Raw genomic sequence first — 21,502 nt, forward strand, 5'->3', positions numbered from 1 at the left:
GGGGATAAATCCCCTCGCCACAGATAAATCCCTTCGCCACAAAGGCAGCTCGCTCCCACAGGGTGCCTGCCTGCGATATACTGCCGCGCCTTTTTAGCGTCGCGCCAGCATGCCCGGCGTGCCTTAAGAGGTGCCGTCCGTCGACCGATTCACCCAAGCGGGCGGTACCTTATTGAATGTTCCCGTCTTTAGAGAGGAGCGCGACTCATGACCGTGATCAAGCAAGATGACCTGATTCAGAGCGTTGCCGACGCCCTGCAGTTCATTTCCTATTACCACCCCGTGGATTTCATCCAGGCGATGCATGAGGCCTACCTGCGCGAAGAATCGCCGGCGGCCCGTGACTCCATGGCGCAGATCCTGATCAACTCGCGCATGTGCGCCACCGGCCATCGGCCGATCTGCCAGGACACTGGCATCGTGACCGTGTTCGTGCGCGTGGGCATGGACGTGCGTTGGGATGGCGCGACCATGAGCCTGGACGACATGATCAACGAGGGCGTGCGTCGCGCCTACAACCTACCGGAAAACGTCCTGCGCGCCTCCATCCTCGCCGACCCGGCAGGAGCGCGTAAAAACACCAAGGACAACACCCCGGCCGTTATCCATTACTCCATCGTCCCGGGTAACACCGTGGAAGTGGACGTGGCGGCCAAGGGCGGCGGTTCCGAGAACAAATCGAAGATGGCCATGCTCAACCCATCCGACTCCATCGTCGACTGGGTCTTGAAAACCGTACCGACCATGGGCGCCGGCTGGTGCCCACCGGGCATGCTCGGCATCGGCATCGGCGGCACCGCCGAGAAAGCCGCAGTCATGGCCAAGGAAGTGTTGATGGAATCCATCGACATCCACGAACTCAAGGCCCGCGGCCCGCAGAACCGTATCGAAGAGATGCGCCTGGAGCTGTTCGAGAAGGTCAACCAACTGGGCATCGGCGCCCAGGGCCTGGGTGGCCTGACCACCGTGCTCGACGTGAAGATCATGGACTACCCGACCCACGCCGCCTCCCTGCCGGTGTGCATGATCCCCAACTGCGCCGCCACCCGCCACGCCCACTTCGTGCTGGACGGCAGCGGCCCGGCGTCGCTGGAAGCGCCACCGCTGGACGCCTACCCGGAAATCGTCTGGGAAGCCGGTCCGTCGGCGCGCCGGGTGAACCTCGACACCCTGACACCTGAAGACGTGCAGAGCTGGAAGCCGGGCGAAACCGTCCTGCTCAACGGCAAGATGCTCACCGGTCGCGACGCGGCGCACAAGCGCATGGTGGAAATGCTGAACAAGGGTGAAACCTTGCCAGTGGACCTCAAGGGTCGCTTCATCTATTACGTCGGCCCGGTCGATCCGGTAGGCGACGAAGTCGTCGGCCCAGCCGGCCCGACCACCGCCACGCGGATGGACAAGTTCACCCGCCAGATCCTCGAGCAGACCGGCCTGCTGGGCATGATCGGCAAATCCGAGCGCGGCCCGACCGCCATCGAAGCGATCAAGGACAACAAGGCGGTCTACCTGATGGCCGTCGGCGGCGCCGCTTACCTGGTGGCTCAGGCGATCAAAAAGTCCAAGGTCCTGGCGTTCGCCGAACTGGGGATGGAAGCGATCTACGAGTTCGAGGTCAAGGACATGCCGGTGACCGTGGCGGTCGATAGCAAAGGCGAGTCGGTACACATCACAGGTCCGGCGATCTGGCAGAAGAAAATCAGCGACAGCCTGGCGGTGGAAGTGCAGTAACTCGCAGGTTGACGCCGTAGAAAAGGCCGGTGGGCGACAAACCCACCGGCCTTTTTTTTTTGCGCAGTTTTGCCCCCCCCCACCTGTAGGAGCTGTCGAGTGCAACGAGGCTGCGATCTCTGCCTTATTGATTGAGTCTGAAGCGAAAGATCAAAAGATCGCAGCCTCGCTGCACTCATCAGCTCCTACCGCGCAGCCGTTCATCGGCAGGCCCGTCGACCTGTCAGATCTGACAGGTTACCCAATGACCATCTCTTGGCATCCTGAAGCCATGCCGGGTATTCGCCCTGGCGTCGGCTAACAGAGATGATCCCGATGGCAGAACAAACGCCCCTCCAGATCGTGACCCCGACCATCGCCGGCAGTGCTTCTATCGCCACCCTCGGTAACAGTCTCGGCCCTGTCGGCACGCGCGGGGCAAGTTCTTTTGAGCTGCCGTTACCCCTCTCCGCCGCCCGTCACCTGACGCCGGCGCTGGCCCTGCATTACAGCAGCCAGGGCGGCAACGGCATCTTCGGCATCGGCATGCAGCTTTCCATCGCCAGCATCACCCGTAAAACCAGCAGAGGTGTGCCGCACTATGGCGATGAGGATGTCATGGTTGACGCCGATGGGGTTGACCGCTGGCCCGAACTCAACGCCGAACCGCTCATTCGCCCCCTGGCGGGCCCCGGCAGTGCCACTTGCTCGGTGGTGCGTTATTACCCCAGGACCGAAAGCAGCTTCGATATTTATGAACTGTGGACACCCACCGACGGCCAGCCAGCGTTCTGGCGTGTCCAGGGCAGCAACGGCCATGTGTATTGCTACGGCAAAACCGACGCGTCGCGCATTGCCGAGCCTGAAGCCGAACCCGAACCCGAACCCGAACCTGAGCCCGATCCCCCAAAACCACCGCGCATCGCCGAATGGTTGTTGCTCGAAGAAGTCAGCCCGGCAGGCGAGCACATCTATTATGAGTACCAGGCCGACCCCGGCGCGTCGGACGGCCCCCACGACTACCATGCCCAGCGCTACCTGCGGCGGGTGTGCTATGGCAACGCCAGCGCCAGCGACACCTTGTACTGCTTCGAAGAGGCCGACCCGGCCCAGCGCAACTGGCACTTTCACCTGCTGTTCGACTACGGGCAACGTACCCTCGATCTTGCGCAACAACCTTCCTGGCAAGCCCCCGAAGAGGCGCCCTGGCTGCTACGCAGCGACCCGTTTCACAGCTATCGATACGGTTTTGAGGTCGGCACGCGGCGCCTGTGTCATCAAGTGTTGATGTTCCATCACTTCCCCGCCGGGGCCGATACTGAACCTGCGCTGGTCCGGCGACTGGTGCTGGAATACAGCGCCACCGCCCTGGGCTACAGCCTGCTGACGGCCGCCCACTATCAGGATTGGGACGCTGAAGGCGATGTCGACTACAGCCCTCCCGTCGAATTGCAGTACACCGACTTCGACCTGAACCTGGCACCCGAAAAATTCTTCGACCTGGAGACAATGCCCGCCCTCGAAGCCGGCCGCCATTACCAATGCGTGGACCTGTATGGCGAAGGTCTGCCGGGGTTTCTGTGCCGCTACACCGATGCCTGGTATTACCGCGAACCCGAGCGCGCCGGGCCCGATGAGGATGCCATCGGCTATGGCCCGTGGTCACGCCTGGACAGCATCCCGGTCGCCAGCCAAAACCCGGCGGTGATGCAGGTGCTGACCGACCTTACCGGCAGCGGCCGTCTCAACTGGGTCATTGCCCAACCCGGCATGAGTGGTTTCTATACCCTCAACCCGGACCGCAGTTGGTCGACCTTCACCCCCTTCGATCGTTTTCCAACGGAATTCCTGCACCCCGCCGCGCAACTGGGGGATTTGAACGGCGACGGCTTGCGCTCCCTGGCCATGGTCGGCCCCAAAAGCGTTCGGCTGTACGCCAATCTGCGCGAGCAGGGGTTCGCCCCGGGGGTGAATGTGCCCCATGAGCCGGACAGCCCCCTGCCATTGTTCAGTGACTCGCGCAGTGAGCTGGTGCTGTTCGGCAATTTGCTGGGCAGCGACAGCACCGAGCTGTGCCGGATTCGCTTCGATGAAATCAAGTGCTGGCCGAACCTGGGTCACGGGCGTTTCGGCGAAGGGTTTGTCATGAGCGCCCTGCCCTTCAGCTACGGCCAATTCGACGCCGACCGGGTGCGGATCGCCGATCTGGACGGGGCCGGAGCGCCCGCGCTGATCTACCTTAACAGCGACTGTTTCGATATCTACTTCAACCACGGCGGCAATGGCCTTGAGCAAACTCCCGTCAAGGTGCCGTGGCCGGAAGGCGTGCGGTACGACAATCTGTGCCAGGTCACCCTGGCCGATCTGCAGGGGCTGGGTTGCGCCAGTCTGATGCTGAGCGTGCCCCACATGTCCCCCGATATGAAGCCCAAGCATTGGCGCTATGACTTCGTCGCGGCGCGCCCCTATCTGCTCAACGCGACGAACAACAACATGGGCTGCAGCACCACCCTGACCTATCGCAGCAGTGCGCAATACTGGCTGGATGAAAAACAACAACGTCGGGCGAAGGGTGAGCAAGTGACCTGTTATCTGCCCATGGCCCTGCCCTTGTTGGCACGTCAGCAACAGCTGGATGAAATCACCGGCAATTGCCTGACCCAGCGCTTGTGCTATTTCGAAGGCGACTACGACGGCTATCACCGTGAGTTCCGGGGCTTCGGACGGCTGTATCAAGTGGACAGCGAACGGCCCGAGGATGAAGTGGAAACCGGCTTTACCGCGCCGGTCCTGGTCAAGACCTGGTTTCACACCGGTCGAACCGTCAACCAGCCTCTGAAGGACTGTTTCGACGGCGACGATGACGCCGTGCCGCTTGGCCCGGCGCTGTTGAGCCGCTTCCATGAAGGCGACGAGGCCGACGAGATCATCGTGCCCGACCCCGAGACCGCCCGGGAAATGGCTTATGCCTTGGGTAGCCTGGTGTTGCGCACAGAAACCTATCCCGCCGAATCGGGCGATGCGGCCCGGCCCTACACCGTGACGCAACACCGCTATCTGCTGCGCCAGCCCCATCCGCATCACAAAAGCCTGCTGGTCCTGGAACTGGAGACGCTCAGCCATCAATACGACGGTTTTACCAACGACCCGCAAAGCCAGCACGGCATCAATCTGAAATGGAATCTCTACGGCCAGCTTATTCATGGCTTCATCGTCCATTACGCCCGACGCCTTACGCCGCTCGATCCGCCCCCCTTCGACGATGAAGACGAGAACACCTGGTGGCTCGATGCCCATGATGAACAACAGCAGGTGTTCCACCTTGTCGAGAGCCGGGCCACGCACCTGCACCTGTTCGACGAAACCGGCTGGCGTCAGCGCCTGGGCCTGGCCTGGCGCAGTCGGGCCAACGCTTTGCAACGCCCCAAGGGCGAACTGCCGCAAGGCCTCAACCCTCGCCAGATCAGCTATGAAGCCTTCCTTGCACATCACGACTCCCCGCAATGGCAAGCCGCACGGCAATTGGTTGCGCTTGAGGAACAGAACTACCTGCGTGACGACCAAGGCGATATTGCGTTCCAGGCGTTGCTCGGTCCGCTGGAGACGGCCGAGTTCGACAAGCAGGCACTGGACGCCTACGACGCCGTGCCAGCGCCCTTCGACATCCGCGGGCAACTGGAAGAAATCGGCTTTGAGCCCATGCCGCTGTTTCTGCCTGAAGATCCGGACGAAGATACCGCCGAAAACCTCTGGTCGAAAAAGAGCGGTTTTGCCACCTACCAATCGCTTGACGGTTTCTTCCAGATCGACGCCCTGCAAGAAACCCAAAGCCATGGCGTTACGAGGCTGACGTACGATGCCTATCACCTGATGACCACCGCCATTACCCTGCCGGACGGCTGCACGACCCAGGTCGAATACGACTATCACGCGCTGTTGCCGCAGAAAATCATCGACGCCAACGACAACGTGCAGCAAGCGCTGTATGGCCCCGACGGCGTGCCATTGGGCATTACGTTTTTCGGCAGCGAAAATGGCCTGCCGGCGGGCTTCGATGCCATCGACACCTACGTGCCACCCGACGACCAGTCGCCGGCTTACGCCCTCGAACACCCCGAAGCCACCCTGGGCAGAATCGCCAGTGCCGTGCGCACCGACGAGTTCAGCTGGATGGGCGCGCTTGACCTCGCCCAGATCTCCCTTGCGCAGCGCAACGAGTGGATCAGCGCCCGTTACTTGATGCCCAGCGGCCATGTCCGCGCTTGGGCACGCATTCACCTGGCGCGGCTGGCCGAACGCACCGCCGCCCAAGAGCAGTTGTGGACGCTGATCCAGGCCACGGCCCGAGAGCCGGTCCACAGCGTCGTACTGAGCGCCGATCGCTACCCGGACGATCCGTTGCAACAGGTGCGCATCACCCTCAGCGCCCTCGACGGATTCGGCCGCATCTTGCAAACCAAGCAGCGGGTCGAACCCGGGGAGGCCTATGCCGTGGCCGAGGACGGCTCCCTGGCGCTACAGAACGGACGACCGTTGCAGCACCTGGCCGACCCGCGCTGGCGCGTCAGCGAACGGGTCGAGTACAACAACAAAGGGCTGGTCACGCGGGTCTATCGGCCGTATTTCGCCGACGCCTGGCGCTACGTCAACGACGCCTCGCTGCGCCTGCACGGCTACCACGACCAGCAGTTCTACGATCCGCCAGGACGCCTGGTCAAGGTCGTCAATGCCAAGGGGCATGAAGCCTGGCATGTGCATCATCCGTGGTACCTGTGCGATCACGATTACAACGACACCACGCCGGAATCGGACAGATGAGCAGACAGCCCGCTGCAGCACAGGCCATCGGACGATGACTACGCTGCACTCCCGCACGCCTGACCTGGTGGTCTTCGATAGCCGCGGCCTGCCCGCTCGACATGTCGGTTATTTGCGCAGCCAGGCCACGTCTTCCAGCGTCGCACTGGTCTCTCGCCAGCGCCACAACGCAGCTGGCCACCTCGTTGAACAGTGGGATCCGCGCCTTTTCGGTCACGCGCCCAAACCCAACCAGAACACCCTCTACAACCTTGCCGGCCACCCGCTGCGCACAGACAGCGTCGATGCCGGGTGGCGCCTGGAGCTGCCTGGACTGGCGGATGAATCCCTGCACCGCTGGGATCAACGCGCCAGTCATTGGCGCATCGCCTACGACCAGCGGTTGCGTCCGATAGTCCTGGAGGAACACAGCCAGGCCGCAGCCGAGGTCGACACCTTCACTTACGCCGACGCCACGGCCGACGCCGGTCATAACCTGCGCGGCCAGTTGCTCGAACAAAGCGACCCGTCGGGAACCCTGCGCCTGGACAACTACAGCCTGCTCGGCCGCCTGCTACGAGAAACGCGGGCTTTTGAGGACGGCATGACCTCGGTCAGCCAGTACCGCTACGGTCCGCTGGACAACCTCCTGGAGCAGACCGATGCCGGGGAACACCGGCAACAGGCCGAATACGACCTGGCCGGACAGCTCAAACAGGCGCGGTTACAACTCAATGAGCAGGCCCCATGGCTACCAGTGCTGCAAAACGCTCGGTATGACGCCGCAGGGCAGATCATCGAACAGCGGCTCAGCAACGGCATCGTCAACCACTGGACCTACGACCCGGCCGATGGACGCTTGCAACGCCAACAGGCACTGAACAACCAGACGGTCCTGCAAGACTTCGAGTATGCGTATGACCCGGTGGGCAACATCACCCTCATCCTCGACCACGCCTTCACGCCCAGCCACTTCGCCAACCAGCGGGTCGATGGGCATCGCAGGTTCAGCTACGACTCGCTGTACCGTCTGCTCAGCGCCAGTGGTTACGACGACGGCCCGCCCCCGGACATACCCGGCCTCCCGCAGCCGACCGATCCCAATGACCGGCGCAACTATCTCCAGACTTACGAATATGATCATGGCGGCAATCTGATCAAACTCACCCATGTGCGCGAAGGCGCCAGCCATACCCGCCAGATGTTCGTCGACCCACACAGCAACCGGAGCATACGCTGGGAACCGGGTGACCCCGATCCGTCATTCAATGAGCTGTACGACCGTCACGGCAACCTGCTGCTGCCGCAGCCCGGCCGGGAGCTGAAATGGAACGCTCGCGATCAACTGTCATCGGTGACGCTGGTCAAGCGTGGTGCTAGCGCCGACGATCAAGAGCACTACCGCTACAGTCAGGGCCAGCGGGTTTATAAGCGCCACGACACTTACACCGCGACCACCCATCACTTCCACGCGGTGCACTATCTGCCGGGACTGGAGATCCGCACCCGCGACACTGGCGAGCAACTGCACGTCATCACCGTGGACGCCGGACTCGGCAGCGTGCGGTGTTTGCACTGGGTCGCCGGTAAACCGGCGCCCATGCCCGCCGACCAACTGCGCTACAGCCTGCTGGATCATCTGGGCTCAAGCCTGATGGAGTTCGATCAGCAAGCCCGGCTGATCAGCCACGAAGGCTACTATCCGTTTGGTGCGACCGCCTGGATGAGCACGCGCTCGGAGGTGGAAGTCAGTTACAAGACGCTGCGCTATGGCGCCAAGGAAATGGACGTCAGCGGGCTGTATGCCTACGGCGCCCGTTACTATGCGCCGTGGCTGCAACGCTGGATCAGTGCCGACCCGGCCGGGGATGTGGATGGGTTGAACCTCTACGGGTTCGTGGGCAACAACCCACTGCGCTATGTGGATGACAGGGGCACCACCAAAGCCGAGTGGCAGATCATGAACTACTCGGATTTCATTGCAGAACTGGGGACGGAATCGGCCACCGCCCTGGCGCAAATCGACAATGTCATCCACAAGACAAACATCGGCAAGGAAATGCTGAAGAACCTGGCCGGCGAATCCGTCAGTGCCGTGGTCGGTTTTTTGGGTGGTTATGCGGGGGCCGAGGTGTTCGGCGCTGTATCCCCTCAGCTCAACGAGGTCCCTTATCTGGGCGGCCTCGTCGGTGGAAATATAGGCGCCGACGTGGGTGCTGCGTTAGCCGACGCCAGCCTCCCGACTGCCCGTGTACTGCGCCCTCTCATCCCGCAGACATCCGCGATGTCGGTCGAGGCGATTGATCGCAGGATCGGGCTTGGCCAGAGCGAACCGCTGTCCTTTTCGGTTCAGGATTTCACCAGTTTTTTCCTGAACAGGGTCACCGGCTCGGTTATCCCGGCGATGAACCTGCTGAACCTGGGCTCTCGCGCCCAGGAGGCCGAGGACATCAAGATGGGACTGACCCCCGTCAAAATCAAAAAGATCGACACCCTGCTCGCCGAGTGGAAAAGCGCGGTAGAGAGTCGCTGGAGCGCCACCGAAGCGGCCTTCAAAAGCCTGGGGAAATCTGTCGTATACCCTGGCGATGTGCTGCCGAACGTCAACCCTCTGACAACACCGGAAACGTTGGCGCCCATCCACCATTCAGTCCTGGAACGAAAAACCCTGATCACGCTGGACTACATTGCTCGGGCGCAAAAAGGCATGGCCTGGTACAAAGAAATGAGCACCACGGACAATCAATTCTTGCTCAAGCAAGCCAGGGGCGGGACGTCCAAGAGGTAATACGGCGGTCGCCATCACCCGCAGCATCGGCGCCTGCGCTGTCAGACCTGACAGGTTCCGCCCGTTTTTTTCATTGCTATATTGCTGTGCAAGCGCCCCCTCAGGCCAGGATCGAAACGACGAATTCCCTGGAGGCCGTCGACCGATGAGTACCGTCCATTACCGTACTCCCAACGTCATCGCCGTCGATGGCCGTGGTCTGCCCGCGCGGCAAGTGGTGTACTTGCGCAGTCAGGCTTCGACTCCCGTCGCCGCCCTGATCGCTCGCCAACGCCATAACGCCAACGGCCACCTCGTCGAGCAATGGGACCCTCGTCTTTTCGGCCACGCCCCCAAACCCAACCAGGCCACCCTCTGCAACCTCAGCGCCATGCCATTGCTTACCGACAGCGTCGATGCCGGATGGCGCCTGGTATTGCCGGGCCTGGCGGGTGAAGTCCGGCAGCGCTGGGATCAACGCGGCAATCATTGGCGCATGGCCTATGACCCTCAACTGCGCCCGGTGGCCATGGAGGAAAATGACCAGGCCGGTGTGGACACCTTCATCTACGCCGACGCTACGGCCAACGCCGATTACAACCTGCGCGGTCAGTTGCTTGAGCAGAGCGATCCCTCGGGCACTTTGCGCCTGGACAATTACGCCCTGTCGGGCGATCCGTTGCGTCAGGTGCGCCGTTTTGCCGATGGCCTCCCCCACACCTGCGAGCAAACCTTCGACGCCCTCGGCAGCCCCGTGAGCCAGACCGACGCCGGTGGACACCGGCGGTTCTTGCGACGGGACATTTGCGGGCAGCTCAAACAGCTGGACCTGCAACTTCGGGACGATGACGCGCCACAACCGATTCTGCTGGACGCCCGCTACAACGCCGCAGGGCAGATCGAACAGCAAGATACCGCCAATGGCCTGACCAGCCGCTGGACCTATGACCCGGCCAACCACCTGCTGAGCACCCTCAAGGCCGGAAAAACCGGTGAAGCCCTGCACCAGAACCTGGCGTATTTCTACGACGCCATGGGCAATGTGCTGCGCATCGAAGACCTGACCGTCGCCCCCCTGTACTTTGCCAACCAGCGCGTGGACGGTCATCGCGACTTCACCTACGACTCGCTCTACCGTTTGATCAGCGCCAGTGGTTTGGAGGGCGAGACACCGCACCTGCATCCGGGATTACCCGAGCCGCTCGTGCCCATCGACACCGGGCACCGCTTCAATTACACCCAGCTGTATGACTACGACACCGGCAACAACCTGATCCGACTGCGGCATGTTCGCGAAGGCAACAACCACACGCAGGTACTGCGTATCGACCCCCACAGCAACCGCGGCGTGCGCTGGGCCGAAGGCGACCCTGAACCGGATTTCGACGCGCTGTTCGATGCCCATGGCAACCCGCTGCACCTGCAACGCGGCGCACAGGCGCTGGTGTGGGACGCCCGCGACCAGCTCAGTAAGGTCACGCTGCTCAAACGCGACAACGGGGTGTCGGACGATGACGAAACCTATCTGTACAGCCAGGGCGAGCGGGTCAGCAGGACCCACACCACCGCCAGCACTCACCGCCAGACACGCTATTTGCCAGGTCTTGAGATCCGCACAAGCAACCACGGCGAACAGCTGCACGTGCTCACCTGTTCGTTGGCTCACGGCAGCGTTCGCTGCCTGCACTGGGAGGCTGGCCAGCCGAGCGGCATCGAAGCTGATCAACTGCGCTACAGCCTCGACGATCACCTGGGTTCCAGCACCCTGGAACTGGACCGCCACGGCAGTTTGATCAGCCGTGAACACTACTACCCTTTTGGCGGCACCGCCTGGCACGCTGCCCGCTCCAGCATTGAAGTCGACTACAAGACCCTGCGCTATTGCGGCAAGGAAATGGAGGCCAGCGGGTTGTATTACTACGGTGCGCGCTACTACGCGCCGTGGCTGCAGCGTTGGGTCAGCGCGGACCCGGCGGGAGATGTGGATGGGTTGAATCTCTATGGTTTTGTCGCCAATAACCCGATGACGTTTACCGATGACCAAGGGTTGATCGTAGAGACGCCGGCGCAGCGGGATGCCAGGAAGGCGCAGACCGCTGCCTACTGGGAACAGTGGAAAAAGCGCAACCGACTGAACAAGGAAATCCGGAAGTTCACCGACATCATGAAGCTGACTTCGCGCCGGGCCAGCGAGGCGCAAACGCAACTGGCCAGCCATCGCTCGGCATCGGCACACACCCAGGCCGCCGCCGTGCGCGTCGGGGCTCATGTCGGAGCCCAGGCCGTCAGCTATGGAGCAGGTGTCGCCGTGGGCATCGGCGCCGCGGCGCTGGGCAGCGTCGCAGGGCCACCCGGTATCGTCGTAGGCGCCGCGCTGGGATTTGCCACCGGCAAAGCGGTAAGCATCGGCCTGGATTATGCGCTGGAACGGCTGAGTCTGAGCGCAGCGGTCAACTTCAAGAGCCGCAAGCTGGACCCTGACAAAATCGTCAAGAAAGGCGAATACAAAAATCTCGACCTCTTTCACTACGCCAAGGCAAAAGCCCGGGATCTGTCCCATGCTGTGAGCGCGCCGACGCAGAAAAGCGTCTTGAAAGCGGGAAAAGAGGTGACCAGCACGGGCAGCAAAATAGCGCTCAAAGCCACAGGCACCCTCGGCGCCAGCGAAATAGGCGCGGTGATTGGCACTGTGTTGGGAACCATTGAGATCATTCATGAAATTGGCGCCGCCAGTCACGAACTCACCGACGCCAAAATCGCCCGGGCGGATACACACATCAACGGCATGATCGAGGTGTTGAACGCACAGATGGACTACATTGATGCGCTGTTTGCCCAGGCTGAAACCGGCGCAATCAATACTTACCAGCCGCTCAGTAAAATGTTTGGAGCGTCGAGCGGTGACACACCTCAAACCTTGAGAAAGAGAATGGAGGTGACCATCGGCCAGTTGAAATTGACCCAAAGCATGCTCAGATAGCCTCTGGGGCCGGGGCGCATCACGGCAGGCAGACGGCGTGCTATCGTGCCTGTCCTGTCCAGTCCTCGAAACAGTCCAATGCCGGCAATGCCTCGTCCCTTGCGTCTGTCGTTGTATACCTTGCTAATCCTCATGGGCGCCATCATTGCCGCCACCCTGGCCGTGCGCCACGCCGAACGCCAGGCTCTGGAGGAGGATGCCAGCCGTGCGAACCAGCAACTGGCGTTGTACGCCAACTCCCTGCATACCTTGATCGAACGCTACCGCGCCCTGCCCGCCGTGCTGGCGCTGGACCCCGAGTTACGCTCGGCCCTCAAGGGGCCGGTCAGCAAAGCGCAACAGGACGCGCTGAATCGCAAACTGGAACAGATCAACGGCGCCGCGAAATCTTCCACATTGGAGTTGCTCGACCATACTGGCCTGGCCGTCGCGGCCAGCAACTGGCGCCTGCCCAGCAGTTATGTCGGGCACAATTATGGCTTTCGGCCGTACTTCCTCCAGACTCGGACCCAGGGCACCGGGCGCTTTTATGCGGTGGGCGTGACCAGTGGCATTCCGGGCTACTTCCTGTCCAGCGCCGTGACCGACGACAACGGTGAGTTCCTCGGCGCGATGGTGGTGAAGCTGGAATTTCCCGAGCTGGAACGCGAATGGCGTCAGGGCAGCGACACGCTGCTGGTCAGCGATGCCCGGGGCATCATTTTCATCGCCAACCGAGAGGGCTGGCGTTATCGCCATTTGCAGCCGTTGACCGACAGCGATCACGCCGAGCTCAAGGCCACTCGCCAATACGACAAGCAACCGCTGCAACCCTTGGCCGTTGAACCCCTGCGACGCTTTGACGACAACAGTCATCTGGCCCGGGTCGAGGCCCCCGATGGTGCCGTGGATTACCTGTGGGAGTCCCTGCCATTGACCACCGAAGGCTGGACGTTGCACTTGCTGCGCCGGCCGCAGATCGCCTTCGAAGACCGTCGCAACGCCGCGCTCGCCGCCGCCGGGCTGTGGCTGACCCTGGTGTTTCTGCTGCTGTTTCTCAACCAGCGTTGGCGCTTGGCGAAGCTGCGCCAGCGCAGCCGTGAAGAACTCGAACGGCTGGTGGAAGAACGTACCCGGGATTTGCGCACCGCCCAGGACGGGCTGGTGCAATCGGCCAAACTCGCAGCACTGGGACAGATGTCGGCGGCCCTGGCCCATGAAATCAACCAACCGCTGACGGCCCAGCGCATGCAGCTGGCAACCCTGCGCCTGTTGCTGGATCACGGTCGGGTCGATGATGCCTACAAGGCCATCAAACCCCTGGACGACATGCTGACCCGCATGGCCGCCCTCACCGGCCACCTGAAAACCTTCGCCCGCAAAAGCCCCAGCGGCCTGCGCGAACGCCTCGACCTGGCGGAGGTGGTGGATCAGGCCCTGCAACTGCTGGACACACGCCTGCGCGACGAGCAGGTCAGTACGGTGCTGCACCTGACCCGCCCGGCATGGGTGCGTGGCGACGCCATCCGTCTTGAACAGGTACTGATCAACCTGCTGCGCAACGCCCTCGACGCCATGGCCGGCCAGCCGATCAAACGCCTGGAAGTGCGCCTTGAAGCCGATGAGCAATTGTGGCGCCTGACGGTCAGTGACAGCGGCACCGGGATTGCCGAGGAACACCTGAGCCAGGTGTTCGACCCGTTCTTCACCACCAAGGCGGTGGGCGATGGCTTGGGCTTGGGCCTGGCGGTTTCGTTTGCAATCATTCATGAATCGGGTGGACGACTGACAGCCGACAACCATGAAAACGGCGCGCAGTTCTGCGTGACCTTGCCGATCGATCAGGAGGCGCAGTTACATGCTTAACCCTTGCACATTGAAAAAGGTCATTGTCGTCGACGACGAGGCCAGCATCCGCAGCGCCGTGGAGCAATGGTTGAGCCTGTCGGGTTTCGAAGTGCAGTTGTTCAGTCGCGCCGAAGAGTGCCTGGCGCAATTGCCAGGCAACTTTCCAGGGGTGATCGTCAGCGATGTGCGCATGCCCGGGCTCAGCGGCCTGGAGCTGCTGGCCGAAGTGCAGCGACGCGACCCGGACCTGCCGGTGATTCTGTTGACCGGCCACGGCGACGTGCCGATGGCCGTGGAAGCCATGCGCGACGGCGCCTACGATTTCCTGGAAAAACCCTTCACCCCCGAAACCCTGCTCGGCAGCCTGCGCCGCGCATTGGACAAGCGCACGCTGGTGTTGGAGAACCGTCGTCTGCATGAGCAGGCCGACGTCAAGGACAAGCTCGACGGGACATTGCTTGGGGTGTCACGGGCGCTGCAAAACCTGCGCAGGCAGGTGCTGGACCTGGCGACACTGCCGGTCAACGTGTTGATCCGCGGCGAAACCGGCAGCGGCAAGGAGTTGGTCGCCCGTTGCCTGCACGACTTCGGTCCCAGGGCGGCCAAACCTTTCGTGGCATTGAACTGTGCGGCCATTCCCGAACCGCTGTTCGAGGCCGAACTGTTCGGCCATGAAAGCGGCGCCTTCACTGGCGCCCAGGGCAAGCGCATCGGCAAGCTCGAATATGCCGACGGCGGCACGCTGTTCCTCGATGAAATCGAGAGCATGCCCCTGGCCCAACAGGTCAAGTTGCTACGGGTGTTGCAGGAACAGAAGCTCGAACGCCTGGGCTCGAACCAGAGTATCCATGTGGACCTGCGCATCATCGCGGCCACCAAGCCCGACCTGCTCGATGAAGCCCGCGCCGGACGCTTTCGCGAAGACCTGGCCTATCGTCTGAACATCGCCGAGCTACGCCTGCCCCCACTGCGGGAACGGCGCGAGGACATCCCGCTGCTGTTCGAACATTTCACCCACCACGCCGCCGAACGCCTGGGTCGCCCCGCCGTGCCACTGAGCGGCCCGCAATTGAGTCACTTACTCGGCCACGACTGGCCGGGTAATGTGCGTGAGCTGGCCAACGTCGCCGAGCGTCACCTGCTGGGACTGGATCAACCCCCGGTACTGGACACCGAACCTGGCCAGTCCCTCGCCGCCCGGCAGGAAGCCTTCGAAGCTCAATGCCTGCGCGCCGCCCTGACGCGGCACAAGGGCGATGTGAAAGCAGTGCTCGAGGAATTGCAGCTGCCGCGTCGCACCTTCAATGAAAAGATGCAACGGCACGGGTTGAGTCGGGAGATGTTTTTGTAAGGTGGCTGTTTTTTCGGGTGACGGTACTGGCCTCATCGCGAGCAGGCTCGCTCCCACAGGGGTGATGCGTATACAGGTCGAAATGTGGGAGCGAGCCTGCTCGCGATGAAGCCGCCCGCTAGCCCGAAATCAAGCCGGCAAGCGTTCGTTTCCTCCCGGCCACATCCATTGCCCGGTAGGCCTCCAGCAGCATTTCCTCATCAGGCGCCAATGGCGGTTTGGCGATTTGAGCACGCTCACCGACCAGGACGTACTGCGCGTCCACGCCGATAACCGCCAACTTCGCCACCAGATCGGCCGGGCATTTCTGCCGCCCCGACACCACTTCTTTCAAACGCTGCGGGCTGGATTCACCCGCGGCACGGGATGCCGCGGCCAACGATAAACCACAACGGTCAATCTCCTCGCGCAAACGAACGTGGATATATCCCACCAAATCTATTGACATGGTGTAACTATCCCACCAAAATAATTCGGACAAACAGCCATCATCTTTGCCTCACAGGAGTCACCACCATGGCCCGTGCCGACGCTGTACACCCGGGAAATCGCCTCATGTCACGGGAGCAAGCGTGTCGGAGCGTCAGGGCTGGAATCTACTCTGGAAATTTCCTACATGAAATAGGGAAGCATCTGTAGCACAAAAGGAAGTGTCGTAAATATAGCTCGCCTCTTGTCGTGAGACTCTTCTCTATCGCCGCCGACCATCATCGAAGGCAGGAGCACTTCACCAGACACATTGAACAACGTTGAGTTTTAAGCTCTTTTACTTGAGGTCTGACATGGATTTGAATCAAACGTTTACCCAGCGTTGGGCTGCCTTGAGCAAGCTGGCGCTTCTGATGCTGGGCTTCGGCTTATCGTCACCGGCGGCCGCCAATCTGGTGGTCTACCCGATGACCAGCACCATCGGCGTCGAACAGGACGGTATTGGACAGATCCAGCTGCACTCCAAGTCGGACAAGGTGCAGTACATCAAGGTCAGTGTGGTCCAGATTCAGCGCCCCGGCACGCCGGATGAACACGAAAGCCCGCTATCTCCGGCCGATACGCTGGGTATCGTCGTTTCGCCGCAACGCACGGTACTCGCTCCCGGCGCCAGCCGCACGGTGCGGATTATCGCGCAGGCGATGCCCAGCGAGGAAACCGTTTACCGGGTCTATTTCGAGCCGGTGGCCGCCCCCCAGGATCTGGCAACGGAAGATGATGGCCCGGAAGGCATACAACCGAAAATCGGGGTAAACCTGATCTGGGGGGCGCTGGTGCGCCTGCTCCCCGATGACCGTCAGATGAGCGTCGGTTTGCAACAAAGCGGCGACGCGTTACGCAATGACGGCAACGTACGCATCGGTGTATTGCAACTCGGAAGCTGTACCGACGCCAAGGGCGAAAAAGACTGCATCTGGAACGATGTCAATCGCAGTCTGTATCCGGGTAGCACGCTTCCTGTCCAGGCAGCCGGCGCCAAGGGCAACCTGCTCATGCGCTTTGTGACCAGTGACGACAAACGACCGCGCACGCTCGCTGTGCTGCCGTAGCCCCCCCAAAACAACTCTTATCGACCTGAGCCATGTGCCTACACATGGCTGGGCCCCCGTTCACCCATAGAAAAGAGGAAACACCCCATGAAACTGCTCAAATTCGCCCCGTTGGCACTGGTCGCGCTGGCCTCGTTGCCTGTCCAGGCGGTTGAGAAAAGCATCCTGGTCTATGCCGATGTCGATCCGACGCTGGAGTTGCTCCAATCCGATGGCAGTGCCCTGCCGCCATCGATGGAAATGAACTACCTGCCAGGTGCGGGTCTGCAGCCCACGCGCCTGGGCACCCGGGTTTTCAGCAATGACACCGATAAGGACATGACGATCAGGCTGATCACCAGCCCCGTCCTGGCCAACATGACCAACCCGGCCTCCACCGCCGTTCCGCTTTCCGTCACCTTTGGTGGCCGAGCGCTGAGCACCACTGGCGTTGCCTTGTCGGCTGCTGATCTGTTCCCGGGTGGCGACCCTACCAGCGGCTCGATCGAGCAGATGCTGGAGATCAAGCAAACCACCGTTGGCGCTATCGCAAACGCTGGCCGCTATGAAGGCATCGTCAGCCTGGTACTGACTCAGCAACCGTAACCACAACCGTTCCTCCCAAGGGGGTACGGCGTCGTCGTACCCCCTTTTCTGCATCAAGGCCACGTATGAAACGCCACTTCACAGCTATCTCCATCTCCCTTGCATGGGCGTTGGCCGAAGGCGCCTGGGCCGCGACCGACACCCTGGCTCAGGTGCCGGCCGGCTTCGAAGCCTTGGTCGAGGGTCAAGTGGAACAACTCGAGCTCCAACTGCTAAACCGTAACCTCGGCCTGCACCCGGTCATGGTGCGGCCCGGCCGGGTCGAGTTCCAGCAACCCGGGCGAATCGCGGCCCTGCTGGTCGAGGCAGGCGCATCGGCTTCCGCCCAGGAACTGACGTCGTTGCTGTCGCAGCCCTTACCCAGCAACAGCCAGTTGGCCTGTTCCTACGGCCTGACCAGCGAGGCGAGTTGCGGCTACCTCGAAACCGAAGCGCTGGCGGTGATTCTCGACGAAGCCGGTGCCCGTCTACAGGTGCTCCTGCGCAAGGACTGGTTGCCGGCCAGCGACGCTTCGGCGCTGCGACTACACACCCCGAGCGAGGCGCAAAATGCCTTGGTCCATCGGCAGAACATCAACATTGCCCAGTCCGACAGCTACCGCGCCCTGGGTGCCAGCGGCCTCGGCGCGCTCGGGCTCGGCGAAGACAGCCATTTAGGGTTTACCTGGAACTATCAGGCCAACCAGAGCAAACGAGGCAGCAACAGTCAGTTGGAGTTCAATAACGCCTATTACCGGCAGGACTTCGACCGCGAACATTATGCCCAGGCCGGCCGCATGGACATGAGCAACCTGTCCAGCGCCGAAGGCGGCAACTTCAATTTCAGCCTGCTGCCACTGGGCCGTATCGACGGTGCCCGTGTCGGCACCACCCTGGCCTATCTCAATCGTGAAGTCGTCGGGCAAGGCACACCCGTTTCACTGATCCTGACCCAACGCGCCCGCGTCGATGCGTTCCGCGGCGCGGAGTTGCTATCCACCTCCTACCTGGATGCCGGTGTACAGAACGTCGACACCCGGACCTTTCCCAACGGCAGCTATCCGGTGACCCTGCGGGTGATCGAAAACGGCCAGGTGACCCGTACTGAAACCGTGCCCTTCAGCCGCACCGACGGCAATGGCCTGGGGGATGACACCGTGCAATGGTTCCTGCAGGGTGGGCGCACGGCCGAGCACTCCCTGTACGAACAGGACCCCGCCGCCGTGGCCCAGACCGGCCTGCGGGTGCCGCTGCTCGATAACCTGGCGCTCACCAGTGGGATCACTTGGCTGGACACGGCCTTCTACAACGAAAGCCGCCTGGACTGGGCCGGTACGCTGGGCGCCAGCAGTTGGTCGCTGTCGGCTGCCATTTTAAAGGGCAATGACGGGGCGACTGGCAACAGCCAACAACTGACGTTCAACCATGGTCTTTCCTGGAACCTGTACCGCTATTCGCTGCGCAGCCCGTCCTGCGAACACACCCGCCGCGCCTACCAACAAAGTGGCTGCAACGAGTCTTTGACCGCCAGCGCATCAATGCCGCTGGCCGGGGGCACCGTCAGTGGCGGCTATAGCTATAACCGCTATGCCCAGGTGAATCCGTCGTACTACTGGAACGTCTTGCCTGGCGAACCTGACCTGACAAACGAACTGACGACCGCGACCTGGGCCCGTACCCTGCAATTGGGCTTTTCTCGCGGGCATAGCCTGGGTCAATACCATTTGATCCACCGCGTTGGCGCGTTTCGCAATGAGAGCGGGAGCCGGCCGACCGAGCACGGCCTGTACCTGAGCCTTAGCCTGTCACATAACGAGCGTTCGACCTCCGGCGGCTTCCGTCACCGCAGTGTCGGCCTGGACGCGCGTCGCGAGCAGCACGCCAGTGACAGCATTCGTACCAGCCTGGCGCAAACCAATGCCTGGGACAGCGAACAAGGCAGGAACGAAGTCAACACCGGCGTCGGTTACGATGACCTCGGCCGCTGGGACGCCGAACTGGCCGGTCGGGTCGAGCGAAACTGGGGCGAGACGAGCCTGGCCGTGTCACAGCGCGGCGGGGACCGGCAGCACTCACGGCCCGGCTTGAGCGGTAACCACTCCTCTTCCCTGGCCCTGGGACGCGAGGGTTTCTTCTGGGGCCCGGGTCAGGGCGGCACCGGTCCGGGGGCCGCCGTGGGCATCGTCGCGGCACCGATGGAAAATGCAAACGGCGCTGCTGCCAAGGTCAGTGGCGGCTACGGCGCCCCGACCAGCATCGGCTTTGGCGAGAAGCGGCTGATTCCCGTCAACGGTTTCCAGACCTCTCAAACCCGGATCAGCGACGCCGATGCATCACGCCAGAATCTGAGCTCGGTGAATGTGGGTAACGGCAGCCGCGACTGGTTCCTGCAACCGGGCAAACTGGCGGTACAACATATCGAATCCAGTATCAGCTACACCTACGTCGGCCGCTTGGTGGACGCCCAGGGACAACCGCTGGCACAGGCGGCCATTCTCAACGCGGCAATGATGGAAACCGCCGAGGACGGCAGCTTCGTCGTCGATCTCAACAAACACCCGCAACCGTTGTTCGCCCTTGACCTGAACGGGGTGCATGCCTGCGCCGTGCAGTCGGCAGCTGCTCGCAGCAGCTTGCGGCGCGTTGGCACGCTGACGTGCCAGAGCACCACCCTGGACGCGCTCCCCAAGGATCTGCGCAACCCCGACCGACTGGAGCGCTGGACGGCACGCCGCAGCGCCGCGTTATCGCCAGACAAGAGAAACCAGCCATGAACTCGATCTTCCACCGTTGGGCTCGCCGCCTGAGCGTACTGATTGGCGCGTTCGCTGCGCTGCCGGCGCTCGGGGACATCCATCCCGGCAACCACTATCAATCCGAGATGCTCCAGTTCGACCGCTCGGCACCGCCCGCCGATCATTACATCTGGAGGCGGATGACCCATGGCTGGCATGAACAGCCTGTGGAACATTCAAGCTATAGGACAATGCATTTTGTCTGTCTGTCCAACACCGATCCCGCGACAGGCCAGTGCCTGACCACCGCCGGAGGAAGGTATGGCACAACCGATATACTGCTGCGTTTCACGGAAAGACGCAGCCGGCTCTCCGTGGTGTTGACCGTCAAAGGCAATATCACGCGCAGACACCCGCTCAACAGCCCCTGTGGAACGTGGGCGGACGCCACCTGGATGCTGACCTCAACATCATCTGACATTTGCGTGGACGACGTCTCGGTGACGGGCACGGCCTCCACCCTGTGGATTCCTCGCTCAGAACTCGCCAAATTGCCCTCCGGTGGCATCTGGACGGCGCAGTTGGTCATGAAGCTCAGGCGGTTTTACTCGCAGCCTATCGGGGCCGCCCATACCTACACCGTCGACTTCAAACTGGACGTCACCGACAACAACAATATGCAGATCTACCTGCCCGCCTACGGCATCAGCACCCCGCAAGTGGACCTGAACCTGCGTACCCGGCCTTTAAGCACCGGGCCGGGCGGTATCGTCTCCGGCCAGACCGTCGTCGATGCCTGCCTCTACGATGGTTACAACGCCAACAGCCAGCGCTATGAAATCCGGGTAACCGGCACAAACCCGGTGCCCGGCATGGAGGGCCGATTCTTTGTGCACCACACCTCCGGCGGCACAGGCGAGCGTAACCGCATCGAATACCGGGTTCGCACGCGCACCGCCAACCTCGGCGAGACCCAGCATGTGTCAGGGCAAGCGGTGAACCATACCGGCATCAATGATGCCGATATCCGCGCCGTACGCCTGCCCAACGTGCCCTTTCCGGTGGTCTGCACGCCATGGCCGATTACCCTGGACACACCGCCCTTCAATCAGATCGACAAGAACACCGGCCAGTATCGCGGCGAGTTGAAGCTGGAATTCACGCCTTCGACGACTTCGCCCTGAGCTTTCTAGAGCCTGAATGGGCGCCATCGCGAGCAGGCTCGCTCCCACA

General features: G+C 62.0%; 11 protein-coding genes. 10 read left to right on the plus strand and 1 reads right to left on the minus strand.

Going from position 1 to position 21,502, the window contains the following annotated elements; genetic code table 11:
* Nucleotides 1-207: 207 nt before the first annotated feature.
* The 6 genes from HU811_RS13270 (at nt 208) to HU811_RS13295 (ending at nt 15,432) form a co-directional block, all read left to right on the plus strand.
* A complete protein-coding gene (locus HU811_RS13270) occupies nt 208-1,731 on the plus strand; it encodes a fumarate hydratase (RefSeq protein ID WP_079303552.1) in 1,524 nt (507 codons plus the stop codon).
* A 315-nt stretch (nt 1,732-2,046) separates the two neighbouring features.
* Nucleotides 2,047-6,528 (plus strand): SpvB/TcaC N-terminal domain-containing protein, encoded by a 4,482-nt coding sequence (locus HU811_RS13275; protein WP_186656293.1) that lies wholly within the window; start codon nt 2,047-2,049, stop codon nt 6,526-6,528.
* A gap of 34 nt (nt 6,529-6,562) precedes the next feature.
* Nucleotides 6,563-9,295 (plus strand): RHS repeat domain-containing protein, encoded by a 2,733-nt coding sequence (locus HU811_RS13280; protein ID WP_186656294.1) that lies wholly within the window; start codon nt 6,563-6,565, stop codon nt 9,293-9,295.
* 145 nt (nt 9,296-9,440) lie between these two features.
* Nucleotides 9,441-12,254 (plus strand): RHS repeat-associated core domain-containing protein, encoded by a 2,814-nt coding sequence (locus HU811_RS13285; protein WP_186656295.1) that lies wholly within the window; start codon nt 9,441-9,443, stop codon nt 12,252-12,254.
* Nucleotides 12,255-12,332: 78 nt separating this feature from the next.
* Nucleotides 12,333-14,099 (plus strand): sensor histidine kinase, encoded by a 1,767-nt coding sequence (locus HU811_RS13290; RefSeq protein ID WP_186656297.1) that lies wholly within the window; start codon nt 12,333-12,335, stop codon nt 14,097-14,099.
* On the plus strand, nt 14,092-15,432 hold the full coding sequence (locus HU811_RS13295) for a sigma-54-dependent transcriptional regulator (RefSeq protein WP_186656299.1): 1,341 nt from the start codon (nt 14,092-14,094) through the stop codon (nt 15,430-15,432). Before HU811_RS13290 ends, HU811_RS13295 begins: the two co-directional genes overlap by 8 nt.
* Nucleotides 15,433-15,550: 118 nt before the next feature.
* Here the strand turns inward: HU811_RS13295 and HU811_RS13300 are convergent, their stop codons facing one another.
* Nucleotides 15,551-15,880: a hypothetical protein gene (locus tag HU811_RS13300; protein WP_143092355.1), complete on the minus strand. Its 330-nt coding sequence runs from the start codon at nt 15,878-15,880 to the stop codon at nt 15,551-15,553.
* 334 nt (nt 15,881-16,214) lie between these two features.
* Between HU811_RS13300 and HU811_RS13305 the strand changes: the two genes are divergently transcribed.
* The 4 genes from HU811_RS13305 to HU811_RS13320 all read left to right on the plus strand — a co-directional run bounded on the left by HU811_RS13305 (nt 16,215) and on the right by HU811_RS13320 (nt 21,453).
* Entirely contained in the window at nt 16,215-16,970 is a 756-nt protein-coding gene (locus HU811_RS13305) for a fimbrial protein TcfA (RefSeq protein ID WP_186656300.1), read from the plus strand.
* Between the two features lie 87 nt (nt 16,971-17,057).
* Nucleotides 17,058-17,555 carry a CS1 type fimbrial major subunit gene (locus HU811_RS13310; RefSeq protein ID WP_092393466.1) on the plus strand — a complete coding sequence of 166 codons (498 nt, stop codon included), beginning with the start codon at nt 17,058-17,060 and terminating at the stop codon, nt 17,553-17,555.
* A 65-nt stretch (nt 17,556-17,620) separates the two neighbouring features.
* The gene (locus tag HU811_RS13315) at nt 17,621-20,308 is read left to right on the plus strand and encodes a TcfC E-set like domain-containing protein (protein ID WP_186656303.1); all 2,688 of its coding nucleotides are present in this window, start codon (nt 17,621-17,623) and stop codon (nt 20,306-20,308) included.
* Entirely contained in the window at nt 20,305-21,453 is a 1,149-nt protein-coding gene (locus HU811_RS13320) for a CblD like pilus biogenesis initiator family protein (RefSeq protein WP_186656305.1), read from the plus strand. The genes HU811_RS13315 and HU811_RS13320 overlap by 4 nt, the downstream gene beginning before the upstream one ends.
* Nucleotides 21,454-21,502 lie beyond the last annotated feature (49 nt).

Origin of the sequence: Pseudomonas tehranensis (assembly GCF_014268615.1) — a bacterium.
Taxonomy (GTDB): domain Bacteria; phylum Pseudomonadota; class Gammaproteobacteria; order Pseudomonadales; family Pseudomonadaceae; genus Aquipseudomonas; species Aquipseudomonas tehranensis.

Coding starts and splice junctions, on each gene's coding strand:
- HU811_RS13315 (WP_186656303.1), top strand. CDS start 17,621: ATGAAACGCCACTTCACAGCTATCTCCATCTCCCTTGCATGGGCGTTG.
- HU811_RS13290 (WP_186656297.1), top strand. CDS start 12,333: ATGCCGGCAATGCCTCGTCCCTTGCGTCTGTCGTTGTATACCTTGCTA.
- HU811_RS13270 (WP_079303552.1), top strand. CDS start 208: ATGACCGTGATCAAGCAAGATGACCTGATTCAGAGCGTTGCCGACGCC.
- HU811_RS13320 (WP_186656305.1), top strand. CDS start 20,305: ATGAACTCGATCTTCCACCGTTGGGCTCGCCGCCTGAGCGTACTGATT.
- HU811_RS13300 (WP_143092355.1), bottom strand. CDS start 15,880: ATGTCAATAGATTTGGTGGGATATATCCACGTTCGTTTGCGCGAGGAG.
- HU811_RS13280 (WP_186656294.1), top strand. CDS start 6,563: ATGACTACGCTGCACTCCCGCACGCCTGACCTGGTGGTCTTCGATAGC.
- HU811_RS13310 (WP_092393466.1), top strand. CDS start 17,058: ATGAAACTGCTCAAATTCGCCCCGTTGGCACTGGTCGCGCTGGCCTCG.
- HU811_RS13305 (WP_186656300.1), top strand. CDS start 16,215: ATGGATTTGAATCAAACGTTTACCCAGCGTTGGGCTGCCTTGAGCAAG.
- HU811_RS13275 (WP_186656293.1), top strand. CDS start 2,047: ATGGCAGAACAAACGCCCCTCCAGATCGTGACCCCGACCATCGCCGGC.
- HU811_RS13285 (WP_186656295.1), top strand. CDS start 9,441: ATGAGTACCGTCCATTACCGTACTCCCAACGTCATCGCCGTCGATGGC.
- HU811_RS13295 (WP_186656299.1), top strand. CDS start 14,092: ATGCTTAACCCTTGCACATTGAAAAAGGTCATTGTCGTCGACGACGAG.